Origin of the sequence: Citrobacter sp. wls619, from assembly GCF_005281345.1 — a bacterium.
Lineage (GTDB): Bacteria > Pseudomonadota > Gammaproteobacteria > Enterobacterales > Enterobacteriaceae > Citrobacter.
The window spans coordinates 252,394-275,950 of the sequence record NZ_SZXJ01000098.1; the positions used below are offsets into that span (position 1 = coordinate 252,394).

At 49.4% G+C, this 23,557-nt stretch carries 21 protein-coding genes; 14 read left to right on the forward strand and 7 right to left on the reverse strand.

The annotated features are described in order from the left end of the window. The first annotated feature begins 81 nt into the window (after positions 1 to 81). A complete protein-coding gene (pgtP, locus tag FDX19_RS21160) occupies positions 82 to 1,473 on the forward strand; it encodes a phosphoglycerate transporter PgtP (protein ID WP_137384252.1) in 1,392 nt (463 codons plus the stop codon). Positions 1,474 to 1,588: 115 nt separating this feature from the next. Here the strand turns inward: pgtP and FDX19_RS21165 are convergent, their stop codons facing one another. Continuing rightward, a complete protein-coding gene (locus FDX19_RS21165; RefSeq protein WP_137384253.1) occupies positions 1,589 to 1,831 on the reverse strand; it encodes a YfdY family protein in 243 nt (80 codons plus the stop codon). 440 nt (positions 1,832 to 2,271) lie between these two features. Here FDX19_RS21165 and lpxP point away from each other — a divergent pair, with 440 nt between their 5' ends. Continuing rightward, a complete protein-coding gene (gene lpxP, locus FDX19_RS21170; RefSeq protein ID WP_005129779.1) occupies positions 2,272 to 3,192 on the forward strand; it encodes a kdo(2)-lipid IV(A) palmitoleoyltransferase in 921 nt (306 codons plus the stop codon). Between the two features lie 41 nt (positions 3,193 to 3,233). Here the strand turns inward: lpxP and FDX19_RS21175 are convergent, their stop codons facing one another. Continuing rightward, positions 3,234 to 3,848 (reverse strand): lysozyme inhibitor LprI family protein, encoded by a 615-nt coding sequence (locus tag FDX19_RS21175; protein WP_137384254.1) that lies wholly within the window; start codon positions 3,846 to 3,848, stop codon positions 3,234 to 3,236. Positions 3,849 to 4,192: 344 nt separating this feature from the next. Between FDX19_RS21175 and ypdK the strand changes: the two genes are divergently transcribed. Further along, positions 4,193 to 4,264, forward strand: a complete 72-nt coding sequence (ypdK, locus tag FDX19_RS21180; protein WP_010723117.1) for a membrane protein YpdK — start codon at positions 4,193 to 4,195, stop codon at positions 4,262 to 4,264. Positions 4,265 to 4,331: 67 nt separating this feature from the next. Here ypdK and alaC read toward each other — a convergent pair whose 3' ends face one another. Then, the gene (gene alaC / locus FDX19_RS21185) at positions 4,332 to 5,570 is read right to left on the reverse strand and encodes an alanine transaminase (RefSeq protein WP_137384255.1); all 1,239 of its coding nucleotides are present in this window, start codon (positions 5,568 to 5,570) and stop codon (positions 4,332 to 4,334) included. 387 nt (positions 5,571 to 5,957) lie between these two features. On the opposite strand from alaC, the gene FDX19_RS21190 reads away from it, so the two are divergent. From FDX19_RS21190 to FDX19_RS25205, 3 genes are all read left to right on the forward strand, one after another. Next, positions 5,958 to 7,655, forward strand: coding sequence for a sensor histidine kinase (locus tag FDX19_RS21190; protein WP_137384256.1), 1,698 nt, complete (start codon positions 5,958 to 5,960; stop codon positions 7,653 to 7,655). A 14-nt stretch (positions 7,656 to 7,669) separates the two neighbouring features. Next, positions 7,670 to 8,404, forward strand: a complete 735-nt coding sequence (gene ypdB, locus FDX19_RS21195) for a two-component system response regulator YpdB (RefSeq protein ID WP_121584861.1) — start codon at positions 7,670 to 7,672, stop codon at positions 8,402 to 8,404. Positions 8,405 to 8,486: 82 nt separating this feature from the next. Further along, the gene (locus FDX19_RS25205; protein WP_170974418.1) at positions 8,487 to 8,660 is read left to right on the forward strand and encodes a hypothetical protein; all 174 of its coding nucleotides are present in this window, start codon (positions 8,487 to 8,489) and stop codon (positions 8,658 to 8,660) included. A 105-nt stretch (positions 8,661 to 8,765) separates the two neighbouring features. Here the strand turns inward: FDX19_RS25205 and FDX19_RS21200 are convergent, their stop codons facing one another. Together FDX19_RS21200 and glk are read right to left on the reverse strand one after the other, a co-directional pair. After that, complete coding sequence (locus tag FDX19_RS21200; protein ID WP_137384257.1) at positions 8,766 to 9,392, reverse strand: LysE family transporter; 627 nt, start codon at positions 9,390 to 9,392, stop codon at positions 8,766 to 8,768. A gap of 468 nt (positions 9,393 to 9,860) precedes the next feature. Beyond that, a complete protein-coding gene (gene glk / locus FDX19_RS21205; RefSeq protein WP_115643122.1) occupies positions 9,861 to 10,826 on the reverse strand; it encodes a glucokinase in 966 nt (321 codons plus the stop codon). Positions 10,827 to 11,030: 204 nt separating this feature from the next. Here glk and FDX19_RS21210 point away from each other — a divergent pair, with 204 nt between their 5' ends. After that, a complete protein-coding gene (locus FDX19_RS21210) occupies positions 11,031 to 12,266 on the forward strand; it encodes an ion channel protein (protein WP_137384258.1) in 1,236 nt (411 codons plus the stop codon). Here the strand turns inward: FDX19_RS21210 and FDX19_RS21215 are convergent, their stop codons facing one another. Beyond that, positions 12,267 to 13,919: an alpha-keto acid decarboxylase family protein gene (locus tag FDX19_RS21215; protein ID WP_137384259.1), complete on the reverse strand. Its 1,653-nt coding sequence runs from the start codon at positions 13,917 to 13,919 to the stop codon at positions 12,267 to 12,269. It lies immediately after the preceding gene. Positions 13,920 to 14,102: 183 nt separating this feature from the next. On the opposite strand from FDX19_RS21215, the gene mgrA reads away from it, so the two are divergent. The 6 genes from mgrA to FDX19_RS21245 all read left to right on the forward strand — a co-directional run bounded on the left by mgrA (position 14,103) and on the right by FDX19_RS21245 (position 20,654). Beyond that, on the forward strand, positions 14,103 to 15,092 hold the full coding sequence (mgrA, locus tag FDX19_RS21220; RefSeq protein ID WP_137384260.1) for an L-glyceraldehyde 3-phosphate reductase: 990 nt from the start codon (positions 14,103 to 14,105) through the stop codon (positions 15,090 to 15,092). 137 nt (positions 15,093 to 15,229) lie between these two features. Then, entirely contained in the window at positions 15,230 to 15,556 is a 327-nt protein-coding gene (ypeC, locus tag FDX19_RS21225; RefSeq protein WP_137384261.1) for a DUF2502 domain-containing protein YpeC, read from the forward strand. Positions 15,557 to 15,834: 278 nt separating this feature from the next. Next, positions 15,835 to 17,040, forward strand: a complete 1,206-nt coding sequence (locus tag FDX19_RS21230) for a PfkB family carbohydrate kinase (RefSeq protein WP_137384262.1) — start codon at positions 15,835 to 15,837, stop codon at positions 17,038 to 17,040. Between the two features lie 57 nt (positions 17,041 to 17,097). Further along, positions 17,098 to 18,048 (forward strand): sugar ABC transporter substrate-binding protein, encoded by a 951-nt coding sequence (locus tag FDX19_RS21235; RefSeq protein WP_256376108.1) that lies wholly within the window; start codon positions 17,098 to 17,100, stop codon positions 18,046 to 18,048. A 73-nt stretch (positions 18,049 to 18,121) separates the two neighbouring features. Next, positions 18,122 to 19,648 (forward strand): sugar ABC transporter ATP-binding protein, encoded by a 1,527-nt coding sequence (locus FDX19_RS21240; RefSeq protein ID WP_137384264.1) that lies wholly within the window; start codon positions 18,122 to 18,124, stop codon positions 19,646 to 19,648. Positions 19,649 to 19,661: 13 nt separating this feature from the next. Next, on the forward strand, positions 19,662 to 20,654 hold the full coding sequence (locus tag FDX19_RS21245; protein ID WP_061068251.1) for an ABC transporter permease: 993 nt from the start codon (positions 19,662 to 19,664) through the stop codon (positions 20,652 to 20,654). Positions 20,655 to 20,705: 51 nt separating this feature from the next. On the opposite strand, the gene FDX19_RS21250 is transcribed toward FDX19_RS21245, so the two are convergent. Continuing rightward, positions 20,706 to 21,944: an Nramp family divalent metal transporter gene (locus tag FDX19_RS21250; RefSeq protein ID WP_137384265.1), complete on the reverse strand. Its 1,239-nt coding sequence runs from the start codon at positions 21,942 to 21,944 to the stop codon at positions 20,706 to 20,708. Positions 21,945 to 22,288: 344 nt separating this feature from the next. Here FDX19_RS21250 and nupC point away from each other — a divergent pair, with 344 nt between their 5' ends. Then, positions 22,289 to 23,491: a nucleoside permease NupC gene (nupC, locus tag FDX19_RS21255; protein ID WP_048210997.1), complete on the forward strand. Its 1,203-nt coding sequence runs from the start codon at positions 22,289 to 22,291 to the stop codon at positions 23,489 to 23,491. Positions 23,492 to 23,557 lie beyond the last annotated feature (66 nt).

Below are 23,557 nucleotides of genomic sequence, written 5' to 3' on the forward strand. Positions count from 1 at the left end.
GTTTGAATTTCTTCACCACCTATTTCACTCTTCACTGCGAAAAATCCTGATATTCACATCAATATAAATTTAGGTGATGATATGTTATCAATATTTAAGACAGGGCAATCGGCAAATAAAGTCCCGGAAGAAAAAATCCAGGAGACTTATGGTCGATACCGCATTCAGGCGTTACTTAGCGTATTTCTTGGTTATCTTGCGTATTATATTGTACGCAATAACTTCACCCTCTCCACCCCGTACCTGAAAGAACACCTGGATCTCAGCGCAACACAGATTGGTTTACTCAGCAGTTGTATGCTCATTGCCTATGGGATCAGTAAAGGCATCATGAGCAGCCTGGCAGACAAAGCCAGCCCGAAAGTCTTTATGGCTTGCGGCCTGATCCTGTGCGCCATTGTCAACGTTGGCTTAGGGTTCAGCACCGGATTCTGGATTTTTGCCGCACTGGTGGTCTTCAACGGACTGTTTCAGGGAATGGGCGTCGGTCCCTCGTTTATTACCATCGCCAACTGGTTCCCACGCAAAGAGCGCGGACGCGTTGGCGCATTCTGGAATATCTCTCACAACGTCGGTGGCGGTATTGTCGCCCCCATTGTTGGCGCCGCCTTTGCTATTCTCGGCAGTGAACACTGGCAAAGCGCCAGCTATATCGTCCCAGCCTGTGTTGCGGTGCTGTTTGCTTTTATCGTTCTGATGTTGGGCAAAGGCTCACCGCGCGAAGAAGGCTTGCCTGCTCTGGAACAGATGATGCCGGAAGAAAAAGTCGTGTTAAATGCCCGGCACGTAACCCAGGCGCCGGAAAACATGAGCGCCTTTCAAATTTTTTGCACCTACGTGCTGCGTAACAAAAACGCCTGGTATGTTTCATTGGTAGATGTTTTTGTCTATATGGTGCGTTTTGGCATGATCAGTTGGTTACCGATTTATCTGTTAACTGAAAAACATTTCTCGAAAGAACAAATGAGTGTGGCGTTCCTGTTTTTCGAATGGGCCGCAATTCCTTCCACACTGCTGGCAGGCTGGCTGACCGATAAACTGTTTAAGGGTCGTCGCATGCCATTGGCCATGATTTGTATGGCGCTGATCTTCGTCTGCCTGATCGGTTACTGGAAAAGTGAATCCCTGCTGATGGTCACTATTTTTGCCGCCATCGTCGGGTGCCTGATCTATGTACCTCAGTTCCTGGCGTCGGTGCAGACCATGGAAATCGTCCCCAGCTTTGCTGTCGGTTCTGCGGTCGGATTACGCGGTTTTATGAGCTACATTTTTGGTGCATCGCTGGGAACCAGTCTGTTTGGCCTCATGGTCGATAAAATGGGATGGCATGGCGGTTTCTATCTGCTGATGGGCGGGATTGTCTGCTGCATTCTGTTCTGCTATCTGTCTCACCGCGGGGCGCTGGAACTCGAACAACAACGAAAAAATGCCCAACAACAGGACACGGAGCTGCAGCTTGCTGCTGCCAGATAATCGGCTTTAGAGAGAAAAAGGTGCCAGCGATGCTGGCACTTTAGTTTGCTCAGATGGAAGCCAGACAATCAGTCAATGGGGTACACAATTGCGTTTTCAGTTATGAACCTGCGATTTAATGCTTATCATCCCCCACCATAAAGCGAATGATCAATCCGCATGTCGGGGCAAGAAAAAGAAATAGTCCCGTTACCATTTCGTTTCCGTCAGTCAACCGCATGGTAAAGAAATAAATTAATGCCGTAAGGATAGCCATGCCGAAAAAAGAACTAATTGACGCGGCAGCGCCCATTACCTGCCAAATATAGCAACTAACGCACAGAATGCTCAATGCGAGGAAAGTCCAAAAATAGAACATAGCGTTACCTCCTGTCTGCCGTAAAAATCGACGTAAGTCCTTACACTTCCTTGATTTTATAGTCTAAGACAATTCCTATCCGTTCGCAATTCAAGCAACATTTTCGCTACAATAACTGTTCATTTTCTGAACCGAGCATTCTCCGTTGACTTTTATTTAATCGTCATAAAAACAACAAATTATCTATAAGCCTATTCTTGCTTTTTATCGACCAAAAAACATTTACGAAACTTGAGGAATTATTTCTGGATGACATTAATCTTCGGGTGTACATTGAGCGTCCGATCATTCATACCCCTCGTGGTTTGTCCTGACTCAGTTTTACACTCTTTACAGGAACCATTGTCGCTCATAGCGACCTAACTGTTCAGTGTCAGAGAGTAACGCTGTAGACAAAGAATCTTCGCGATACATTATTTTCGTACCAACAACAGGTGCTTATGTTCCCCCAATGTAAATTTTCACGCGCGTTTTTGCATCCGCGCTACTGGCTCACATGGTTCGGTGTCGGTGTGCTCTGGTTACTGGTGCAGCTCCCTTATCCTGTTTTATGTTTTCTGGGCACCCGTACAGGTACGCTGGCGCGCCCATTTTTAAAGCGCCGGGAATCCATTGCCCATAAAAATCTCGAACTCTGTTTCCCGAATCTGTCACAAGAAGAAAGGAACAAACTGGTCGACGAGAACTTCCGCTCACTCGGCATGGCATTGCTTGAAACCGGTATGGCCTGGTTCTGGCCAGATCGCCGGGTGCGTAAATGGTTTGATGTTGAAGGCCTGGACAACCTGCAACGCGCTCAGGCGCATAACCGTGGCGTAATGGTAGTCGGCGTGCATTTTATGTCGCTGGAACTGGGAGGCCGTGTGATGGGTCTTTGCCAGCCAATGATGGCAACCTACCGCCCGCACAACAACAAATTAATGGAGTGGATACAAACCCGCGGTCGTATGCGCTCGAACAAAGCCATGATCGGCAGAAATAATCTGCGCGGCATTGTCGGCGCCCTGAAAAAAGGGGAAGCCGTATGGTTTGCACCCGATCAGGATTATGGCCGTAAAGGCAGTTCATTTGCGCCATTCTTCGCCGTCAAAGATGTTGCGACAACCAACGGCACCTATGTGCTGTCACGCTTGTCGGGGGCGAAAATGCTGACCGTCACCATGGTGAGAAAATCTGATAACTCCGGTTACCGTCTGTTTATCACGCCAGAAATGGAAGGTTACCCGGAAGATGAAAACCAGGCCGCAGCCTATATGAACAAAATCATTGAGAAAGAGATTATGCGGGCACCCGAGCAGTATCTCTGGATCCATCGTCGTTTCAAAACCCGCCCGATGGGTGAAGCCTCGCTATATGTCTAAAAAGAAAGGCCGAATGGCCTTTCTTTATTTCTGCGCCTGAATTACTTAACACCCCACTTGTTCTGTAATTCAGTCATTCGTTCGCTATATTCTCTGGCAAGGCAGGCGGGCTTATCCTGCTCTTTCCAGCATTCATTACGTCCTTTGATCCAGCCTCGTTGCTCTGCTTTTAGCGTTGGATCATTTTTCGATTTAGCCAGCGCTTGCTTGTAGACCCCGTTCAATTTTAAATCCATTGCGGAAAGCGACGGGCTCTGACAGATAATCTCTTCCATACTTCCCTTTTCCACTGCAGAACAGGAGAACGATGGGCCAGCATGGGTCGATTTTTTCGCCGGAGAGAAATCAACATTATCTTCAGGCTGACAAATCCCATGCTTGCGGTTTGGGCCAGCCCAGGATACTTCCGGGTTTCCGTCATCTTTTCTGGAAATAGAGACGGTATTTTTACCGCTCTTCGCCTCCCAGTAATTTTCATTGAAGGTCTTAATGGTCGCTTTTGCGCCATTAATCCATACATTGCCGTTACCATCGCTATTCACACCACCAATACTTGCGCAGCTGAAATTGAACGCTTGTGGTGCAGCCGCCATCGACGTCAATGGCGCAAGAACAAGTGCTAACATCATTAATCTGGTCATTTTTAACCTTTTCATTATCAAATTCCGCGAGAAAATTAACCGCATTAACCTCAAGGTGATATGAGAATTCTCTGAGTAACAACTGCGTCGCTCAATAGCAATTTATTACCGTCGGAAATTAAACTGTCGCCGAATCACGACACTTGTAAGTTACTAAAATTAAATAAAAAAATGCCTCTTGTTTCACCTCATTTTTAGGCGTACATTAGCGCCGTCTGGAGCATTAAAGCTCAGAATTCTGAGGTGATGCAGCCAAGCAAACGCGGGGTATTCTCCCTTTCGTTTATGCTCGCATCAGCTCTCTGTCAGGTAAGCATATGTTCATTTAGGCGTACTCATCGTATGCGGAGAGATGAAAAGTGAAATATTTCTTTATGGGCATTTCTTTTATGGTCATCGTGTGGGCCGGTACTTTTGCCCTGATGATCTAAATTGAAAGATGCAGAAAAAAAACAGGAGCCATTTGGCTCCTGTTTGCGTTGTAAGGTGAAGGTTTTGCTAGTCGGTACTTTCAGTGGCTGATTTCGGGCTGGCCGGCAGTAAACCATCTGCGCGGAACATGGCTTTGATTCCGCGGATTGCCTGGCGGGTACGGTCACGGTTCTCAATCAACGCAAAACGCACGTGTGTATCACCATAGTCCCCAAAGCCAATCCCCGGCGAAACACAAACCTTCGCTTCATTCAGCAATTTTTTGGCAAATTCAAGCGACCCCATTGCGGCGTACTGCTCCGGAATTTTCGCCCACACGTACATCGACGCTTTTGGCATTTCAACCATCCAGCCCGCTTCATGCAGCCCTTTGACCAGCACATCGCGACGACGCTTATATTGCTCAGCGATATCCCGTACGCACTGCTGATCGCCTTCCAGCGCGGCAATAGCAGCTACCTGCAGCGGTGTAAACGTTCCGTAATCGTGATAGCTCTTAATGCGCGCCAGTGCGTTTACCAGCGTTTTATTGCCAACCATAAAGCCAATGCGCCACCCCGCCATGTTATAGCTTTTCGACAAGGTGAAAAATTCAACGGCAACATCACGGGCCCCCGGAACCTGCATAATCGATGGCGCTTTCCAGCCATCGTAGACAATATCGGCATAGGCCAGGTCGTGAACCACCAGCACATCGTAGCGTTTAGCCAGCGCGACGACCTTTTCGAAAAACTCCAGCTCGACACACTGCGCCGTCGGGTTGGACGGGAAGCCTAAGATCATCATCTTCGGTTTCGGATAGCTTTCGCGAATCGCACGCTCCAGTTCATTAAAGAAGTCGACCCCTTCCACCAGCGGCACGGAACGCACCTGGGCTCCGGCGATAACCGCACCATAAATATGGATGGGGTAACTGGGATTCGGCACCAGGACCGTGTCGCCGTGATCCAATGTCGCCAACATCAGGTGAGCCAGCCCCTCTTTGGAGCCAATCGTTACAATCGCTTCGGATTCAGGATCGATCTCGACGTCATAGCGTTCCTGATACCAACGAGAAATCGCCCGACGTAAACGAGGAATACCACGCGACGTTGAATAACCGTGGGTATCCGGGCGCTGCGCCACGGTACACAGTTTTTCGACAATGTGAGGAGGCGTGGCGCCATCCGGATTCCCCATGCTGAAATCGATAATATCTTCGCCGCGCCGACGCGCAGCCATCTTCAGTTCAGCGGTAATGTTAAAAACGTAAGGGGGAAGACGATCAATACGCGTAAAACGACGTTCAGGGCGGGAGTCAGCCATAATATCCTCAGATGTACGTTAGCGCCCGGACCGTCCGAGCGACGCTGCCACGATGGTGGCACGTTTAGAAAATAGCCTGATTAATTTCCTTCTGTCGAGAGGTACAGCAAAATATTTTTTATCGGCATAAAAGAGGAACAGCTTTTCTAAAATGGGAAATGCATGGATATCTAACTCTCATGAAATCACCATTTTTTAACATTTTGTTGTTAAATAAATTACGTTGAAGTTCGCCTTCTCTGGAGAGATATTGTAAATACAACAATCATGCAACAATCCCCTTTTAATATTATGGTTTTTCCTCATTAGCCTGTGCTGACAGGGATGCTGGTCATCCTGCCTCAGGTTACCTATCATAGAGGTTTACCCCCTTCGCAAGAGTCACCTGTGCACGAAATATTCAATATGCTGCTGGCGGTCTTTGATCGGGCAGCGCTGATGCTGTTCTGTCTGTTTTTCCTGATTCGTATCCGCCTGTTCCGCGAACTGTTGCACAAGTCAGCTCACTCGGTGAAAGAGCTGCTCGCCGTTACGGCCATTTTCTCCATGTTTGCCCTGTTCAGCACCTGGTCTGGTGTACCGGTAGAAGGCTCACTGGTGAACGTGCGTATTATTGCCGTGATGTCAGGAGGAATTCTGTTCGGTCCATGGGTCGGTATCATTACCGGACTCATCGCGGGTACACACCGTTATCTGATTGATATTGGAGGTGTTACCGCCCTTCCCTGTTTTATTACCAGTATCCTTGCTGGCTGTATTGCGGGTTGGATCAACCGAAAAATCCCCAAGGCACAACACTGGCGCGCCGGTATTTTAGGCGGGATGCTGTGCGAATCATTGACCATGATTCTGGTGGTCGTCTGGGCCCCCACCACCGAACTGGGGCTGGATATCGTCTCGAAAATCGGTATCCCAATGATCCTTGGCAGCGTCTGTATCGGCTTTATCGTCATGTTGGTACAAAGCGTGGAAGGAGAGAAAGAGGCCAGTGCGGCAAAACAGGCTAAACTGGCGCTGGATATCGCCAACAAAACCCTGCCGCTTTTTCGTCAGGTCAATAGCGAGTCGCTACGCCAGGTGTGCGAAATTATTCGCCATGATATTCATGCAGATGCCGTCGCGATCACCAATACCCAGCACGTTCTGGCCTATGTCGGCGTTGGCGAACTGAACTACCGTGATAACGATGATTTCGTTAGCCCTACCACCCAGCAGGCAATAAATTACGGAAAAATCATCATAAAGAACAATGATGAAGCACATCGCACACCGGAAATACACTCCATGCTGGTAATACCGTTGTGGGAAAAAGGTGTGGTCACCGGTACGCTGAAAATCTACTACTGCCATGCCCACCAGATCACCTCTTCATTACAGGAAATGGCTATCGGTCTGTCACAAATTATCTCGACTCAGCTTGAGGTTTCCCGCGCCGAACAGCTACGCGAAATGGCAAATAAGGCAGAGTTGCGGGCACTACAAAGTAAAATAAATCCCCATTTTCTGTTTAACGCGCTAAACGCGATCTCATCGTCAGTGCGGCTGAACCCGGACACGGCACGCCAGCTCATTTTTAATTTATCTCGCTATCTTCGCTATAATATTGAATTAAAAGATGATGAGCAGATCGACATCAAGAAAGAGCTGTATCAAATTAAGGATTACATTGCCATTGAGCAGGCCCGTTTTGGCGATAAATTGACGGTTATTTATGATATTGATGAAGAGGTCAGCTGTTTTATTCCCAGCCTGCTGATTCAACCATTAGTTGAGAATGCCATCGTCCATGGGATCCAACCCTGTAAAGGGAAAGGTGTAGTCACTATCAGCGTGGCGGAATGTGGTAATCGGGTACGCATTGCCGTCAGAGATACCGGCCATGGCATCGATCCGAAAGTCATTGAACGCGTTGAGTCCAATGAAATGCCGGGCAATAAAATTGGCCTGTTGAATGTGCATCACCGCGTTAAGCTCCTGTACGGCGAAGGGCTACATATCCGCCGTCTTGAGCCGGGCACAGAGATTGCCTTTTACGTGCCAAACCAGCACTCACCTGCAGCGGCCCCGGCCACATTATTGCTTTAACCAGGAGTTAAGTTGTGAAAGTCATCATTGTTGAAGATGAATTCCTGGCCCAACAGGAACTTAGCTGGCTGATAAAAGAGCACAGCCAGATGGAGATTGTCGGCACATTTGACGACGGTCTGGATGTCCTTAAATATCTGCAGCACAACCGCGTTGACGCTATTTTTCTGGATATCAATATTCCGTCACTGGATGGTGTGCTGCTGGCGCAAAACATCAGTCAGTTTGCGCATAAGCCCTTTATTGTGTTTATTACAGCCTGGAAAGAACACGCTGTTGAAGCCTTTGAACTGGAAGCATTTGACTACATTCTGAAACCGTACCAGGAATCACGGATTGTCGGCATGTTGCAAAAACTGGAGGCGGCCTGGCAGCAGCAGCAAACAGGAACCCCTCTTACCAGCCCGGTGACGCGTGAAAACGATACGATCAACCTGATCAAAGACGAGCGGATCATCGTTACGCCAATCAACGATATTTACTACGCTGAAGCCCATGAAAAGATGACCTTCGTCTACACGCGACGCGAATCGTATGTCATGCCGATGAACATCACCGAATTTTGCAGCAAACTGCCTGCCTCACATTTTTTCCGCTGCCACCGCTCATTCTGCGTAAACCTGAACAAAATCCGCGAGATCGAACCGTGGTTTAACAACACCTATATTTTGCGATTAAAAGATCTGGAATTTGAAATCCCGGTTAGCCGGAGCAAAGTAAAAGAATTCAGGCAATTAATGCATTTATAGAGCGATTAGTCATGACCGCGCGGATCGGTGTAAAATGGCGATCTCCTGCCGGTGCTATAAAATGTAATAAAGTGAATTTTCAATGAAATACAGACATGCGCTATCCCAGTTGTGTTTTCAGATGCTGGAAATGGGTGCGGATCGCCGTACGGTGAAAAAAGCCCTCACCTCCCGTCGAATGAAGGCTCGTCAGGCTGTCGTACTGCTGTGCAAGCAAGAGATGGTGCTACTGAGAGCCGGGAAACTGCCGATATAAAACGCAATAAGCACGACATCTCACTGACAATAACCGGTCGCGAGCTAATTAAACCCTTAACTCGCGGCCACTTAGTGTACAGGGCATGCTACAGGCTAAACCGAATTAACTAAGAGCAACCTTAATACCGAGAGCAATCAGCAGACCGCCCAGCATTTTATCGATCACTTTCTGCGCCTTTGCCAGGCCCGCGCGAACTGGCGCACTTTGGATAAGGATCACCAGTACCGGCCACCAAATCACTGACACCATCAGGATAACGCCGGCATACCAGGCTTTTTCCGGAAAACCAGACTGGACGCTCAGCACCTGAGTGAAGATCGACAGGAAAAACAGCGTCGCTTTTGGATTAAGCAGGTTGCACAAATAGCCCTGCAGAAATGCTTTACCTAACGTCACTTCCTGGCGCGCAACCTGAGTCATATCCATGCTGTTGTGCCCGCGTGACAGCAGAGCCTGCAGCCCCACCCAAATCAGATACGCAGCCCCCGCATATTTCAAAATATCAAACAGCCAGGGGGTAGTGGTAATAACAACCGCCAGCCCTGCCACACAGTAGGACATATGGGTCGCCACACCACCGACGATGCCAAGAGCTGTCATCATGGCCTGAAGACGCTGGTAGCGCGCCGCATTTTTAATCACCATGAAGAAGTCCGGGCCGGGAGAAAGAATGCCCAATGTGGCAATCGAAGCAACAAAGGCCGTCGCACTAACAGAAGGAATAAACATATTTAAAAATTCGCCAGGCTGAAATGTATTACCAATAAATCAGGAAGTTTATTCTAGCTCACCAGCCTCTTTAAGCTCCATCACTTTTACCGCTTACTAAATATACTAAAAAGAAATCCTCGCGATAAATCGATTCTTATTGCAGCAATCTGGCCTGGATAATACAACCTTATCCCGATGTACCACTGTAAATAAGATGTCCGTTCTCATAAAGGTAACAGTATTAAATTTACGCTAACTTAATGATATTTCGACACGTTATTCATCAGAGTGTTATTTATACTTTTTCTTATTATTGCGGTAACCTTTTGCGGTTGTGCCCGGATATTTAATGTCAACACAATGACATTTGTAATAATTGATAATACAAAAAATCGCCCACTTCCTCAGAGCGTCTCCGTTTTAACCGTCAACGGAATTATTTTCGTTGTTGGCCGGATAAGCGCAAAGCGCCATCCGGCACGGGCTTTACAGAATGTGTCCCAGCGTCTGGCGTAAATGCGCGCCGGAACCAAGCAGGCCTGGATTATCATGCACAATCAGATATACCGGGATATCCTGCACATAGGCTTTAAAACGCCCTTTATCCTCAAAACCGCCGCGAAAACCCGACGCTTTAAAGAATTCCAGGAAGCGCGGCACTATGCCGCCTGCAATGTACACCCCGCCAAACGTCCCCAGCGTTAATGCCAGATCGCCGCCAAACCGGCCCATAATGACGCAAAACAGCGACAGTGCGCGACGACAGTCAATACAGGAATCAGCCAGGGCGCGTTCCGTAATGTCTTTCGGTTGCAGATTTTCCGGCAGACGTCCGTCGGATTTCACAATCGCACGATACAGATTTACCAGCCCAGGACCGGACAGCACGCGCTCCGCCGAAACGTGACCAATCTCAGCCCGCAGCACTTCCAGGATAATCGCCTCTTCCTCACTGTTCGGCGCAAAATCCACATGCCCCCCCTCGCCTGGCAGGCTCACCCAGCGTTTATCCACATGTACCAGATGCGCCACGCCGAGACCGGTACCTGCGCCATAGACCGCAATGGGTTTGCCCTCGACAGGCTCAGCGCCGCCAAACTGGATCAAATGCTCTTTTTTCAGCATCGGGATTGCCATTGATACGGCAGTAAAATCATTGATGATTTCCAGATGGCTAAAGCCCAGATTCTTTTTCATCTCGGCAATAGAAAATGCCCAGGTATGGTTGGTCATAGCCACCCAGTCACCGGTTATTGGGCAGGCAATGGCGATACAGCCATCTTTGACGCTAACGCTATGCTCATCCAGGTACACGCGCACAACGGCTTCAAGGCTTGGGTAATCCAGCCCGGAATAGGTTTTCGCCTGCGAAATCTCGCCGCTGGCAATATCGCACAGAGCAAGACGCGCGTTGGTGCCGCCAACATCACCCACTAAAGCATATTTTGTCATTCTTTCACGGCTCCGCTAAAGTCAGAATAAATCTTTGTCACACTGTAAATTCATGGGGGCATAACAACAACGCCCTGAAGGCTGATGCCCGTGGAATATCGATCCAGGTCACAGAATTACTTTATCGTTTCAGCACCATTTGCAGCGATGCCGTTGGGCAGGCTGTGCAAACTACGTCTATGACTCTGCATTAAGGAATAGAAAATGCTCCATCCACGAGCCAGAACGATGCTCTTGCTATCAACACCTGCGCTGCTGATTGGTGTAGCGTCCAGTCTGGTGCTGATTGCGGTGATGAAAGTGGCTTCCGTTTTACAGCAGTTTTTGTGGGAACGTCTGCCCATAAGCATCGGTATTACCCAGGATTCTCCATTCTGGATTATTGCTATGCTCACGCTTGCCGGGGTCATGGTCGGGCTCATCATCCGCTACAGTCATGGTCATGCTGGCCCTGACCCAGCCTGCGAACCTTTAATCGGTATGCCCGTCTCGACGTCTGCGTTGCCGGGACTGCTGGCCGCCCTGATTATTGGCCTCGCAGGGGGTGTCAGTTTGGGTCCAGAGCACCCCATCATGACCGTTAACATTGCGCTGGCAGTGGCAATGGGTAGCCGCATGTTTCCACGAATTGCAAAGCTGGACTGGACCATCCTCGCCTCTGCTGGCACCATCGGGGCGCTATTTGGTACCCCGGTTGCCGCTGCGCTGGTCTTTTCGCAAACGCTGAACAGCTCCAACGATGTCCCCCTATGGGACCGTCTGTTCGCACCGTTAATGGCCGCCGCGGCAGGATCACTCACCACCAGCCTGTTCTTTCATCCCCACTTTTCATTGCCCATCGCGCACTATACGCAGATGCATCTGGTCGATATCTTCAGCGGCACGGTCGTTGCGGCCATTGCTATCGCGGCGGGGATGGTAGCCGTGTGGTGCCTGCCTCGTTTACACCATCTGATACATCGCCTGAAACACCCGGTGCTGATCCTCGGCGCTGGGGGCTTTATTCTCGGTATTTTGGGTGTTATCGGAGGTCCACTGACCCTGTTTAAGGGGCTGGATGAGATGCAGCAAATGGCATTTAGCCAGACGCTGGGAGCCTCGGACTATTTCATGCTGGCGGTGATAAAGCTGGCGGCGCTGGTCGTGGCTGCAGCGAGTGGTTTTCGCGGTGGGCGAATTTTCCCCGCAGTATTCGTTGGCGTCGCGCTGGGGCTGATGCTGCATGCCCATGTCGAAGCCGTTCCTGCCGCGATTACGGTCTCCTGCGCCATTCTGGGATTGGTACTGGTCGTCACTCGTGATGCATGGCTGAGCCTGTTTATGGCGGCAGTGGTGGTGCCGGACACCACCCTACTCCCACTGTTGTGCATCGTCATGCTTCCGGCCTGGCTGCTATTAGCCGGAAAACCAATGATGATTGCTGACCGTCCCGATAAGTAGTTATCCCCCGTTGCGGGATTCCAGCGCACGGGTCACCGTGCGCAAGAGTTCGGGAAGGTCAGCTTTCGGCAACACCACTTCTATCAACGAGAGGCGTTGCGGTTTTGCCAGACGAGCCAGAACCTCTTCCAGTTGGACAGCCTGCTTCACGCGCCAGCATTCCGCCTGGCATTCACGACTTAGCGCCTGTGGCACCAGCGTCCAGCTCCATCCGGCGATATCATTGTATCGTTGGTTCGCACCATGAATGGCACGTTCCACGGTATAACCGTCATTATTGAGCAGTAAAATAACAGGCGTTTGCCCGTCTCTAAGCATGGTTCCCAATTCCTGAATGGTGAGCTGTGCCGCGCCATCGCCAATAATCAGGATCACCCTACGGTGCGGGAAGGCTGTTTGCGCCCCAAATGCAGCAGGCAAAGCATAACCGATTGACCCCCACAGCGGCTGGACCAGTACTTCCGCCCCGGCAGGAAGTGACAGCGCAGCTGCGCCAAATGCTGCGGTCCCCTGATCGACAAGAATAATATCGTCAGGGGCCAGATACTGTTGCACCGTATGCCAGAAATTTCCCTGCGTCAGAGGGCCTTTCTCAACCTGCAGACGCCCGGCACAAGGACGTTCAGGCGGAAGCGAAAACGACATTTCCAGGCACAGTTCCCGTAGCGTAGTAACCGCCTGTTCCATCGGGATGTTAAACCAGCTTCCCCCAACCCGCGACGCATGGGGTTGAACCTCAATCGTTCGCTCGGGAGGTAAGTTTTGCGTAAACCCGGCGGTCAGGGTGTCAACAAACCGGGTGCCGACGCAAATAATCGTATCGGCATCTTCTATCGACTGGCGCACATAATCACTGCTGGCCCCCGCACTGTATGTGCCCACAAACGCCGGATGTCGCTCGTCAAACAATCCTTTGCCCATCAACAGCGTGGCATGAGCCATCGGCGTTTCCGTCATCCAGCGTTGTAATACGGGCTGCAAGCCAAAGCGTAGCGCGAGAAAATCGGCTAATAGCGACACCCGCGAACTGTCCAGCAACTGCTCACGCGCCTGATAGCGAAACGCAGCAGCTACACTACTTTCCGGCTCGCTCAAGGGAACAATGAGTACGTCACTCGGTGGTGTAGCAGGTTGTTTCGCAACATCCGCTGGTAGCATCAGGTAACCCGGTCGTCTTTCAGTCAACATCGCCTGCAACACGCGGTCAATTTCATAGCAGGCATTTTGTTCATCCAGCACTGCACTGGCGACCGTCACTGACTGTTGCATCCGGTAGAAATGCTGAAAGTCACCGTCGCCGAGGGTGTGATGCATTAACTCGCCACGACGCTGAGCGCGGCGACACGGCGCCCCGACAATGTGCAGGACAGGAACGTATTCCGCGTAACTTCCGGCAATACCATTAATTGCGCTTAACTCGCCCACGCCAAAAGTGGTAAGCAACGCTCCCGCTCCAACTACCCTGGCATAGCCATCCGCGGCATACGCCGCATTCAATTCATTCGCACACCCGACCCAACGCACGCTTGAGTGGTCAATGACGTGGTCAAGAAACTGCAAATTGTAATCGCCCGGCACACCAAACAGATGGTCAATGCCACAGCCTGCCAGCCTGTCCAGCAGATAATCAGCAACGGAATACGGGGTTTGCATGACAGCTATCCTTCTGACGGTAACCTCATGTTGAGTATCGAAGAACTGTGATGACTGTCCAGGAATGTCGCTGCGAAGGAGGTGGAAAGCAGGGTGTACAGTTTTGACGTTCAAAATGTCCTTGAAGAATCGATTGTGTAACCGTATACACTGAAAGACACCTATGTTCTGGAAGGAGGCAACATGGTTTATCAGGCTAACGAAAATCGCTATCACACAATGGAATACCGCCGCTGCGGTCAGAGCGGGCTCAAACTGCCGATTGTCTCCCTGGGTCTGTGGCACAATTTTGGTGATACCACTCAGGTCGAAAACAGCCGGGCCTTATTACAGCACGCCTTCGATCTGGGGATCAGCCATTTTGATCTGGCGAATAACTACGGCCCGCCGCCGGGTTCGGCTGAACGAAACTTCGGTCGCATCCTGCAGGAAGATTTTTTATCGTACCGGGATGAACTGATAATCTCGACCAAAGCGGGCTATACCATGTGGGAAGGTCCCTACGGTGATTGGGGATCGCGCAAGTACCTGATTGCCAGCCTCGATCAAAGTCTGAAACGTCTGGGGCTGGAGTATGTTGATATCTTCTATCATCACCGCCCCGATCCCCAAACACCGCTCAGAGAAACCATGACCGCGCTGGATCATATTGTGCGTCAGGGGAAAGCGTTGTACGTAGGACTCTCTAACTATCCTGCGGATCTCGCCAGGCAGGCGATCGAAATACTCGATGATTTAGGGACGCCATGTCTCATCCACCAGCCGAAATACTCCATGTTTGAGCGCGGAGTTGAGGGGGGACTGCTGTCACTCTTGCAGGAAAAAGGTGTGGGCAGCATCGCCTTTTCCCCGCTGGCTGGCGGGCAATTAACTGACCGCTATCTGAACGGTATTCCGGCGGATTCCCGGGCAGCGAGCGCCAGTCGTTTTCTCAACCCAGACCAGATCACCCCACAAAAACTGGAAAAAGTCCGTGCCCTTAATGCGCTGGCCGGGCGCCGGGGACAAAAACTGTCCCAGATGGCGTTAGCCTGGGTTCTCCGCGATGATAAGGTGACGTCAGTACTGATTGGCGCCAGCAAACCTGCGCAAATTGAAGATGCCGTTGGCATGCTGGCAAACCGTCATTTCTCTCCCGAAGAGTGTGCGGAGATCGACGCCATCCTGGGTTGATGGAAATAAAGACACATTTATTAACAAAAAGTGCGCTCTCTGACGATTTAAGAGTTAAGGCGATGAAACGGGGCTTTACTGCCCCGTAATATTGCGTTAACAGGCCGGCTACGGCTCGATCGTGAAGGAGAGAAACAATGTTCAGGTCACTGATTCTGGCGGCAGTCTTATTGGCTTTTACACCGCTGGCCGCAAACGCTGGCGAAATCACCCTGCTGCCGTCGATTAAATTACAAATTGGCGATCGCGATAACTACGGCAACTACTGGGACGGTGGGCGCTGGCGTGACCGGGATTACTGGCACCATAATTATGAATGGCGTAAAAATCGTTGGTGGCGTCATGACAACGGTTATCATCGCGGCTGGGATAAGCGCAAAGCTTATGAGCGCGGCTATCGTGAAGGCTGGAACGATCGCGATGACCATCGCGGGCGTGGACGTGGCCACGGGCACCGCCATTAATGTAACAAATCCCCATCATGCGGGGAGCACTGTTCACAAAAATCATCGAGTCACCGAGGGCCTGTGTCTATACCCAGGCCCTTTTTTGCATCACGCTTTGCCCATCGCCAGATGACGAGCGCTCACCTCCACTCGCCCCTGTTTTCCCGTAAATTTCCTGTTCATTTCACAAATTCGCAAAATCGGAAAAAAAAATTCCGATTTATCGTGTTTTTTTTGAACTTTGCGCGATAAATATTAACATTAATTTAATATTATAAAACCTGGGGTGAGCGCTAATGAAAAAACAAGAAAGACAAAAGGCCATTCGGGTTAAGTTAGTCACCGACAAAAAGGTTTATGTTAGCGAATTAGCAAAGGAATTATCTGTCACAACTCGTACGATCCGTAATGACTTAAATGAATTAAGTCAGAATAGCCTTTTCTCGTTATTTCATGGCGGAGCACAATTAAAAAGCGCATCTGATGAATCATTGTTTGAGCAGTCTTTCACCAACACCATATTGAATGGATTCAAAAGCCACAAAGAAATTGTATCGGTTTCTACTTATGCCAAACAAAATAGCTATATAGATGATAGCATTTACATACTTGGTTCATTTAATATAGATATTGTTTCTGAAACGACGACATTTCCTCAGATTGGCCAGACCATCCGAGCCTCTGCAACCCGTTTTTATGCCGGAGGAAAAGGCACAAACCAGGCGGTTGCCGCGGCTAAAATCAATAATAATGTTCATCTTACCGTTAAGTTAGGATCCGATGAGTTTTCCAAAAAAGCCAAAAGATATTTAACCAATACTGAAATTTCTTCTTTTTCTTTTTTTGAAAATGAAATGTCATCCACCGGCATTGCAATGGTATGGGTTTCAGGTGCCACGGGTGACAATATGATCAGTATCGATCTTGGGGCCAATGAAACATTTACCCAGGAAGATATTTTATTAGATATTGATATCATCCGTAATTGCAAAGTTTTTTTAACTCAGCTGGAGAATAATTTTCCGATCACGCGTTTCGCCATCATGCAGGCAAAACTCGGAAAATCGCTGGTTGTCCTGAACCCGGCGCCTTATGTTTCAGAGATCAAAGAAATATTGCATTTAATTGACATTATTACACCGAACAAAATTGAAGCTGAAGCGTTATCTGGTATCAACATTGTTGATATCTATTCGGCCAAAAATGCCGCCAGGAGCATTTATGTGCAAGGCGCAAAATGCGTCATTATCACGTTAGGTAGCGACGGTTGTCTGATCTTTGATGGCACAGTTTTCACGCATATTCCTGCCTATAAATCAGCCGTGGTCGATACCAGTGGAGCAGGCGATGCCTTTACCGGGGCACTGGCTGCATGCATTGCAAACGGTAAAGGACTCATCAATGCAGCGCAGTATGCTTCTGCGTTTGCCTCGTTGAAAGTTGAACGTAAAGGTGCATCAAACATGCCCAACAATTCACTCGTTTATCATCGTATGCAGTAGCTGTTTAGAGCATCATTCAGCCCCCTACACCTATAGGATAATTTCATGAAAAATAAAATGTTTTATCGTGTTATCGGTGCCACAGTCGGTTTAGCGCTTTCCGCCACTTTCACCGCCCCCGCTTTTGCCGCCGATACTCAGACGCATAAACCTAAAGTCGCGCTGGTGATGAAGTCACTGGCAAATGAGTTTTTCCTGACCATGGAAACCGGAGCAAAAGAGTATCAGAAAAAAAATGCCGACAAGTTTGATTTGATTTCTAACGGCATCAAAAACGAAACGGATACGGCAAATCAAATCCAGATCGTTGAACAAATGATTGTCTCGAAAGCCGATGCGATTATCATTGCGCCATCAGACTCGAAAGCCCTTGTACCGGTCATTAAGAAGGCAATTGATGCCGGTATTATTGTCATCAACATTGATAACAAATTTGATGACGGTGTACTTAAAGATAAGAACCTGAATATTCCTTTTGTTGGCCCGGATAACCAAAAAGGTGCAAAAGAAATTGGCGATTATCTAGCGAAGCATCTTAAGGCCGGCGATCAGGTTGGTATTATTGAAGGCATCCCTACCTCCAGCAACTCTCAGCAACGTACTCTGGGCTTCCAAAATGCAATGGCCCAGGGCGGTATGAAAGTCGTCTCTGTTCAATCTGGCCAGTGGGAAATTAACAACGCCAATGCGGTCGCGGCGGCAATGTTAAGTGAATATCCTGATATCAAAGCACTGTTAGCCGATAACGATAATATGGCATTAGGCGCCGTTTCCGCCATCCGCTCTGCCGGGAAAAAAGGACAGGTTCTGGTTGTCGGCTATGACAATATCGAAGCGATTAAGCCTATGTTAAATGACGGTCGTGTTTTAGCCACTGCGGACCAATTTGCCTCTCAACAAGCGGTATTTGGTATTGATGCCGCCCTTGATGCCTTAAAAAATGGCAAAAAACAGAGTGAGCTCTCCAGCAACGTAGAAACGCCAATAAAACTGATCGTCAAACAATAAGCGGATAACAGTGCGCCGCTGTGGTACTGCCATCAATTGAGTATCAGAGCGGCTTACCGGATAAGGCCAGAATATGAAAAGTGGGCAAGAAATCCTCACGATACAGGGAGTAGGTAAAACCTACAGTGAACCTGTTCTGGTGGATGTGACGCTAGCATTATATCCAAGAAAAGTACTGGCCCTGACGGGAGAAAACGGTGCCGGGAAAAGTACGTTATCAAAAATTATTGGCGGGTTAACCCACGCAACGACCGGGAAAATGGTTTATCAGGGGCAGCCTTACGCACCTGCGAGCCGAAAAGAGGCAGAAAAGCTGGGTGTTCGCATGGTTATGCAAGAACTCAATTTACTGCCTACGTTGTCGGTTGCAGAAAACTTATTTCTCGAACAACTTCCGCATCGATTCGGCTGGATCGATCGTAAAAAGCTAGCAGAAATGGCCCGCCCGGTAATGGCAATGGTTGGGCTGCAATCAGTCGATCCAAATACGCTGGTGGGCGAATTGGGTATTGGTCACCAACAGATGATCGAAATCGCCAGAAACCTGATTGGTGAAAGCCGGGTACTGATTCTGGATGAACCGACGGCCATGCTCAGTAGTCGTGAGGTCGAACTGCTGTTTAAACAAATCGCGCTCTTCAAAGCCCGGGGCGTTTCAATAATTTATATTTCTCACCGACTGGATGAGCTTGCGATGATTGCTGATGACATCGCGGTGCTACGTGATGGCCATTTGGTTTGCGTGGACGATATTAAACGCTATACCCGCGATCAACTTGTTTCGTTGATGGTCGGCCGTGACTTAGAAAGTTCATTTGATTTAAGTGGACGCCAGGCAGGTCAACCCATCCTGAAAGTGGAAAATTTTAAGCGTGGGAAAATCATTCGCGACACGTCGTTTACCTTGCACAGTGGCGAAGTGCTCGGCATCAGTGGCCTTGTCGGCTCTGGCAGGACAGAGCTGCTACGCGCTATTTTTGGCGCGGACAAAATAGACAGTGGCACATTACTGATTGGCACTCCACTAAAACCGGTGGTGATCCGTTCGCCTGCGCAAGCTATCCAACACGGTATCGCCTTAGTCACGGAGGATCGTAAAGGTGAAGGGCTTCTGCTACCACAGTCGGTTGCCGCAAATATCTCGTTGGGTAACAGCGACAAAATTAGCCATCTATCGGTCGTCAACACATTGAGTGAAACCACATTAGCGAATAAGCACATCAAAAGTTTAGGCGTTCGTACAACGAACACCTCACAGGCCGTGGAAAGCCTGTCAGGTGGTAATCAGCAGAAAGTTCTCATTAGCCGCTGGCTGGAACGAGACTGTGAAGTCGTCTTATTTGATGAGCCGACTCGCGGTATTGATGTGGGTGCCAAGCAAGATATTTATCAATTACTGAATACGTTAACGGCGAAGGGAAAAGGCGTTGTTGTCGTTTCCAGTGATCTACGCGAGTTGATGCTGGTTTGCGATCGTATTGCGGTCATTTCCGATGGCAAGTTAGTGAACACATTTACACGTGATAACTGGAGCCAGGATCGCATTTTAGCGGCTGCATTTTCGGCCTATCAGCATTCAGAAGAGACTGTCAGCGAGTAGCCGGGGATAAAAAATGAAAAACAATTTTGCGACAAAACAAGCGGCAGCAGAGAAAAGAAATACACCGACGTCATGGAAAGGCCTAAGTAGCTATATCGGGCTGCTCGGGGCGTTAGCCGCCATGATCGTCCTATTTTCATGCCTCAGTTCTCATTTCTGGAGCATGAACACTTTCAGCACTATTGCAAATCAGATCCCCGATTTAATCGTCATGTCGGTGGGGATGACATTTATCTTAATCATTGCCGGCATCGACCTTTCCGTTGGATCGTTGCTGGCGCTTGCTGCTGCAGTCGTCAGCGTCACCTATTTAAATTTTCATTGGACGCCCTGGCTGGCCGCGCTTTCAGGCGTAGCGCTCGCCACATTCGTTGGGGCCCTAACGGGACTGATTACCGTTGCCTGGCGTATTCCGGCGTTTATCGTCTCACTGGGCGTTCTGGAAATGGCCCGCGGAGCAGCGTATCAGTTAACTGACTCGCGGACCGCGTATCTCGGTTCTATTTATGATTATTTAGCCGACCCCATTCTCTTTGGCGTCTCCCCTTCTTTTATTATCGCAATCGTTGTCATTGTTGCCGGGCATCTGGTGCTGACGCGAACCGTATTTGGTCGCCATTTGATCGGTATTGGCACCAATGAAGAAGCCGTACGATTATCAGGTATAAATCCAGGTCCTTATAAGATCGCAGTCTTTGCCTTGATGGGGGGATTATCCGGTCTGGCGTCGCTGTTTCAGGTTGCCCGCCTTGAAGCCGCCGACCCCAATAGCGGCGTTGGCATGGAACTACAGGTGATTGCCGCCGTTGTGATTGGTGGCACGAGCCTGATGGGAGGACGTGGCTCGATTATCTGTACGTTTCTTGGCGCGTTGATTATTTCCGTTCTGGCTGCAGGGCTGGCGCAAGTTGGCGCAAGCGAGCCGACAAAACGTTTTATCACAGGAGCCGTGATAATCGTTGCAGTGGTACTTGATACATACCGTAGCCACTTAAATAAAAAATAATCATGAGGGTTACCCGGTTTGACCGGGTAACCACAGCAGATGAAAGCCCTGCTACAACCCAAGCGCGGTCCCGACCAGCAGCCAGATATTCAGTGCCACGACCAGCACCACAATCACCCAGCCTATCTGTTTCACCCAACGGCTATTAACTAAATCCCCCATCAGTTGGCTGTTGCTGGTAAAAATCAGTAGCGGTACCAGCGCCAGCGCGATACCAAAGCTGAGTAATACCTGACTCATCACCAGTATCCGGGTGGGATCAAGCCCCATTAAAATCACAATAAATGACGGCATCATGGTGACGCTACGGCGCACCCAGAGCGGGATATGAAAGCGGATAAACCCTTGCATAACCACCTGCCCCGCCAGCGTGCCAACCACGGTAGAGGAAAGCCCTGCCGCCACCAGGCTTAAACCAAACACGGTAGCCGCAGCATGACTCAGCAGCGGCTCAAGCGTCAGATAGGCCTGGTCCAGGTCTGCGATCCCGGTATGCCCGCTAAAGTGAAACGCGGCTGCTGCGGTCGCCATCATTGCCAGATTGACAAATCCGGCAATCGTCATGGCAATAGCCACATCCCATTTTGTCGCCGCGTAACGCTGCTGGCGCGTACCACCGTGCAAATGCTGGGTTAAGGAGGAGTGCAGATAAATGACGTGCGGCATGATGGTGGCACCAAGCACACCGGCCGCCAGGAACACCGCTTCGGAATTGGGCAGGCTTGGTATAACCATCCCTTTGCTAAGCTGCGCAAGGTTTGGTTGGGAAAAGATCAGCTCAACAATATATGCCGCTGCCACGAACAACAACAAACCGCCGATCACTTTTTCCAGGGGTTTTTGCCCGCGACGCTGCAGCATCAGAATTAAAAATGTCGCAATACCCGTGAGCACAGCCCCCTGCAGCAGCGAAACGCCAAGGATGAGTTTAAAACCAATCGCAGCGCCAATAAATTCTGCAAGATCGGTCGCCATCGCAATAATTTCGGCCTGTACCCAGTAAAACCAAACCACTGGACGAGGATAGTGATCGCGGATCTGTTCCGCCAGGTTTTTGCCGGTGGCAATGCCAAGCTTCGCCGACAGCACCTGAATCAGCATCGCCATCAGGTTTGCCCAGACCACAACCCACAGCAGTTTGTAGCCAAAGCTGGCCCCTGCCTGGATATTCGTAGCAAAGTTACCGGGATCGATATATCCGATAGCCGCGATGAACGCAGGTCCCATTAATGCGAGCTTCAACTTGCGCGCTGCCCGTCCACTGCTACTCTCAACGCGATCGTTAGTCATTTTAGTGCCTCAGAAACATAGCCTTTGCTATGTTTCAAGCTACGCCTATTGAGAATGATTATCAAATTCATTTTAATGGGTGAAGTTGATTTCTCTGATAGCGTTTGTCTATGGAACGGTAAGAAATTTGGAAATGCCGGTAAGATGTTTGATTATTGTTATGAGATTAGCACAGTGACATAACTTTTCACTTCCATACTAAACATAACGGAAGTGTATCACCGATCACTAATTTTGAATCTCGTCACAGGTCCTTATTATAGTGTGTGTTTGATCTCGTTTTCTTTACTGTTGTTACATAGAATGTGCACGAAAACTAAATCTGCCTCAAATTTGGAGCAAATATGGACCGCGTTCTTCACTTTGTCCTGGCCCTTGCCGTGGTTGCGGTACTCGCACTGCTGGTAAGCAGTGACCGTAAAAAAATCCGCATTCGTTATGTTATTCAATTGCTTGTTATCGAAGTGTTACTGGCATGGTTCTTCCTGAACTCTGATGTCGGGCTGGGCTTTGTAAGAGGCTTCTCCGAGATGTTTGAAAAACTGCTCGGATTCGCTAATGAAGGGACCAACTTTGTCTTCGGCAGTATGAACGATAAAGGCCTGGCATTCTTCTTCCTGAAAGTGCTTTGCCCAATCGTCTTCATTTCCGCCCTGATCGGTATTTTGCAGCATATCCGTGTTCTGCCGGTTATCATCCGCGCGATTGGTTTCCTGTTATCCAAAGTGAACGGTATGGGCAAACTGGAATCCTTCAACGCCGTTAGCTCCCTGATCCTGGGGCAATCCGAGAACTTTATCGCCTATAAAGATATCCTCGGTAAAATGTCTCGCAACCGCATGTACACCATGGCAGCAACGGCGATGTCTACCGTTTCCATGTCTATTGTCGGCGCGTACATGACGATGCTGGAACCAAAATACGTTGTTGCTGCGCTGGTTCTGAACATGTTTAGCACCTTTATCGTTCTGTCACTGATCAACCCTTATACCGTTGATGCCAGCGAAGAAAATATTCAGATGTCCAATCTGCACGAAGGTCAGAGCTTCTTCGAAATGTTGGGTGAATACATTCTTGCAGGTTTCAAAGTTGCGATTATCGTTGCAGCAATGCTGATTGGTTTCATCGCGCTGATCGCTGCCCTGAACGCCCTGTTCGCTACCGTTACCGGTTGGTTTGGCTACAGCATCTCCTTCCAGGGCATCCTGGGTTACATCTTCTACCCTATTGCTTGGGTGATGGGTGTACCGTCCAGCGAAGCGCTGCAGGTGGGCAGTATCATGGCAACCAAACTGGTTTCCAACGAATTCGTCGCAATGATGGACCTGCAGAAAATCGCCTCTACGCTCTCTCCGCGCGCTGAAGGCATTATCTCTGTGTTCCTGGTTTCTTTCGCGAACTTCTCTTCTATCGGTATCATTGCAGGCGCAATTAAAGGCCTGAACGAAGAGCAAGGTAACGTGGTTTCCCGCTTTGGTCTGAAACTGGTATACGGTTCTACGCTGGTCAGCGTACTGTCTGCTTCCATTGCAGCACTGGTGCTGTAAGACGACATTAATACAGCCGTTACCAAACCGGGGAGATTTGAACTGACCCCATAATGTTGGACAGTT

What these genes read in the sequence shown, in the direction of transcription:
- pgtP (WP_137384252.1), top strand. Translation starts at nt 82, where the DNA reads ATGTTATCAATATTTAAGACAGGGCAATCGGCAAATAAAGTCCCGGAA.
- FDX19_RS21165 (WP_137384253.1), bottom strand. Translation starts at nt 1,831, where the DNA reads ATGTTCTATTTTTGGACTTTCCTCGCATTGAGCATTCTGTGCGTTAGT.
- lpxP (WP_005129779.1), top strand. Translation starts at nt 2,272, where the DNA reads ATGTTCCCCCAATGTAAATTTTCACGCGCGTTTTTGCATCCGCGCTAC.
- FDX19_RS21175 (WP_137384254.1), bottom strand. Translation starts at nt 3,848, where the DNA reads ATGAAAAGGTTAAAAATGACCAGATTAATGATGTTAGCACTTGTTCTT.
- alaC (WP_137384255.1), bottom strand. Translation starts at nt 5,570, where the DNA reads ATGGCTGACTCCCGCCCTGAACGTCGTTTTACGCGTATTGATCGTCTT.
- FDX19_RS25205 (WP_170974418.1), top strand. Translation starts at nt 8,487, where the DNA reads ATGAAATACAGACATGCGCTATCCCAGTTGTGTTTTCAGATGCTGGAA.
- FDX19_RS21200 (WP_137384257.1), bottom strand. Translation starts at nt 9,392, where the DNA reads ATGTTTATTCCTTCTGTTAGTGCGACGGCCTTTGTTGCTTCGATTGCC.
- glk (WP_115643122.1), bottom strand. Translation starts at nt 10,826, where the DNA reads ATGACAAAATATGCTTTAGTGGGTGATGTTGGCGGCACCAACGCGCGT.
- FDX19_RS21210 (WP_137384258.1), top strand. Translation starts at nt 11,031, where the DNA reads ATGCTCCATCCACGAGCCAGAACGATGCTCTTGCTATCAACACCTGCG.
- FDX19_RS21215 (WP_137384259.1), bottom strand. Translation starts at nt 13,919, where the DNA reads ATGCAAACCCCGTATTCCGTTGCTGATTATCTGCTGGACAGGCTGGCA.
- mgrA (WP_137384260.1), top strand. Translation starts at nt 14,103, where the DNA reads ATGGTTTATCAGGCTAACGAAAATCGCTATCACACAATGGAATACCGC.
- ypeC (WP_137384261.1), top strand. Translation starts at nt 15,230, where the DNA reads ATGTTCAGGTCACTGATTCTGGCGGCAGTCTTATTGGCTTTTACACCG.
- FDX19_RS21230 (WP_137384262.1), top strand. Translation starts at nt 15,835, where the DNA reads ATGAAAAAACAAGAAAGACAAAAGGCCATTCGGGTTAAGTTAGTCACC.
- FDX19_RS21235 (WP_256376108.1), top strand. Translation starts at nt 17,098, where the DNA reads ATGTTTTATCGTGTTATCGGTGCCACAGTCGGTTTAGCGCTTTCCGCC.
- FDX19_RS21240 (WP_137384264.1), top strand. Translation starts at nt 18,122, where the DNA reads ATGAAAAGTGGGCAAGAAATCCTCACGATACAGGGAGTAGGTAAAACC.
- FDX19_RS21245 (WP_061068251.1), top strand. Translation starts at nt 19,662, where the DNA reads ATGAAAAACAATTTTGCGACAAAACAAGCGGCAGCAGAGAAAAGAAAT.
- FDX19_RS21250 (WP_137384265.1), bottom strand. Translation starts at nt 21,944, where the DNA reads ATGACTAACGATCGCGTTGAGAGTAGCAGTGGACGGGCAGCGCGCAAG.
- nupC (WP_048210997.1), top strand. Translation starts at nt 22,289, where the DNA reads ATGGACCGCGTTCTTCACTTTGTCCTGGCCCTTGCCGTGGTTGCGGTA.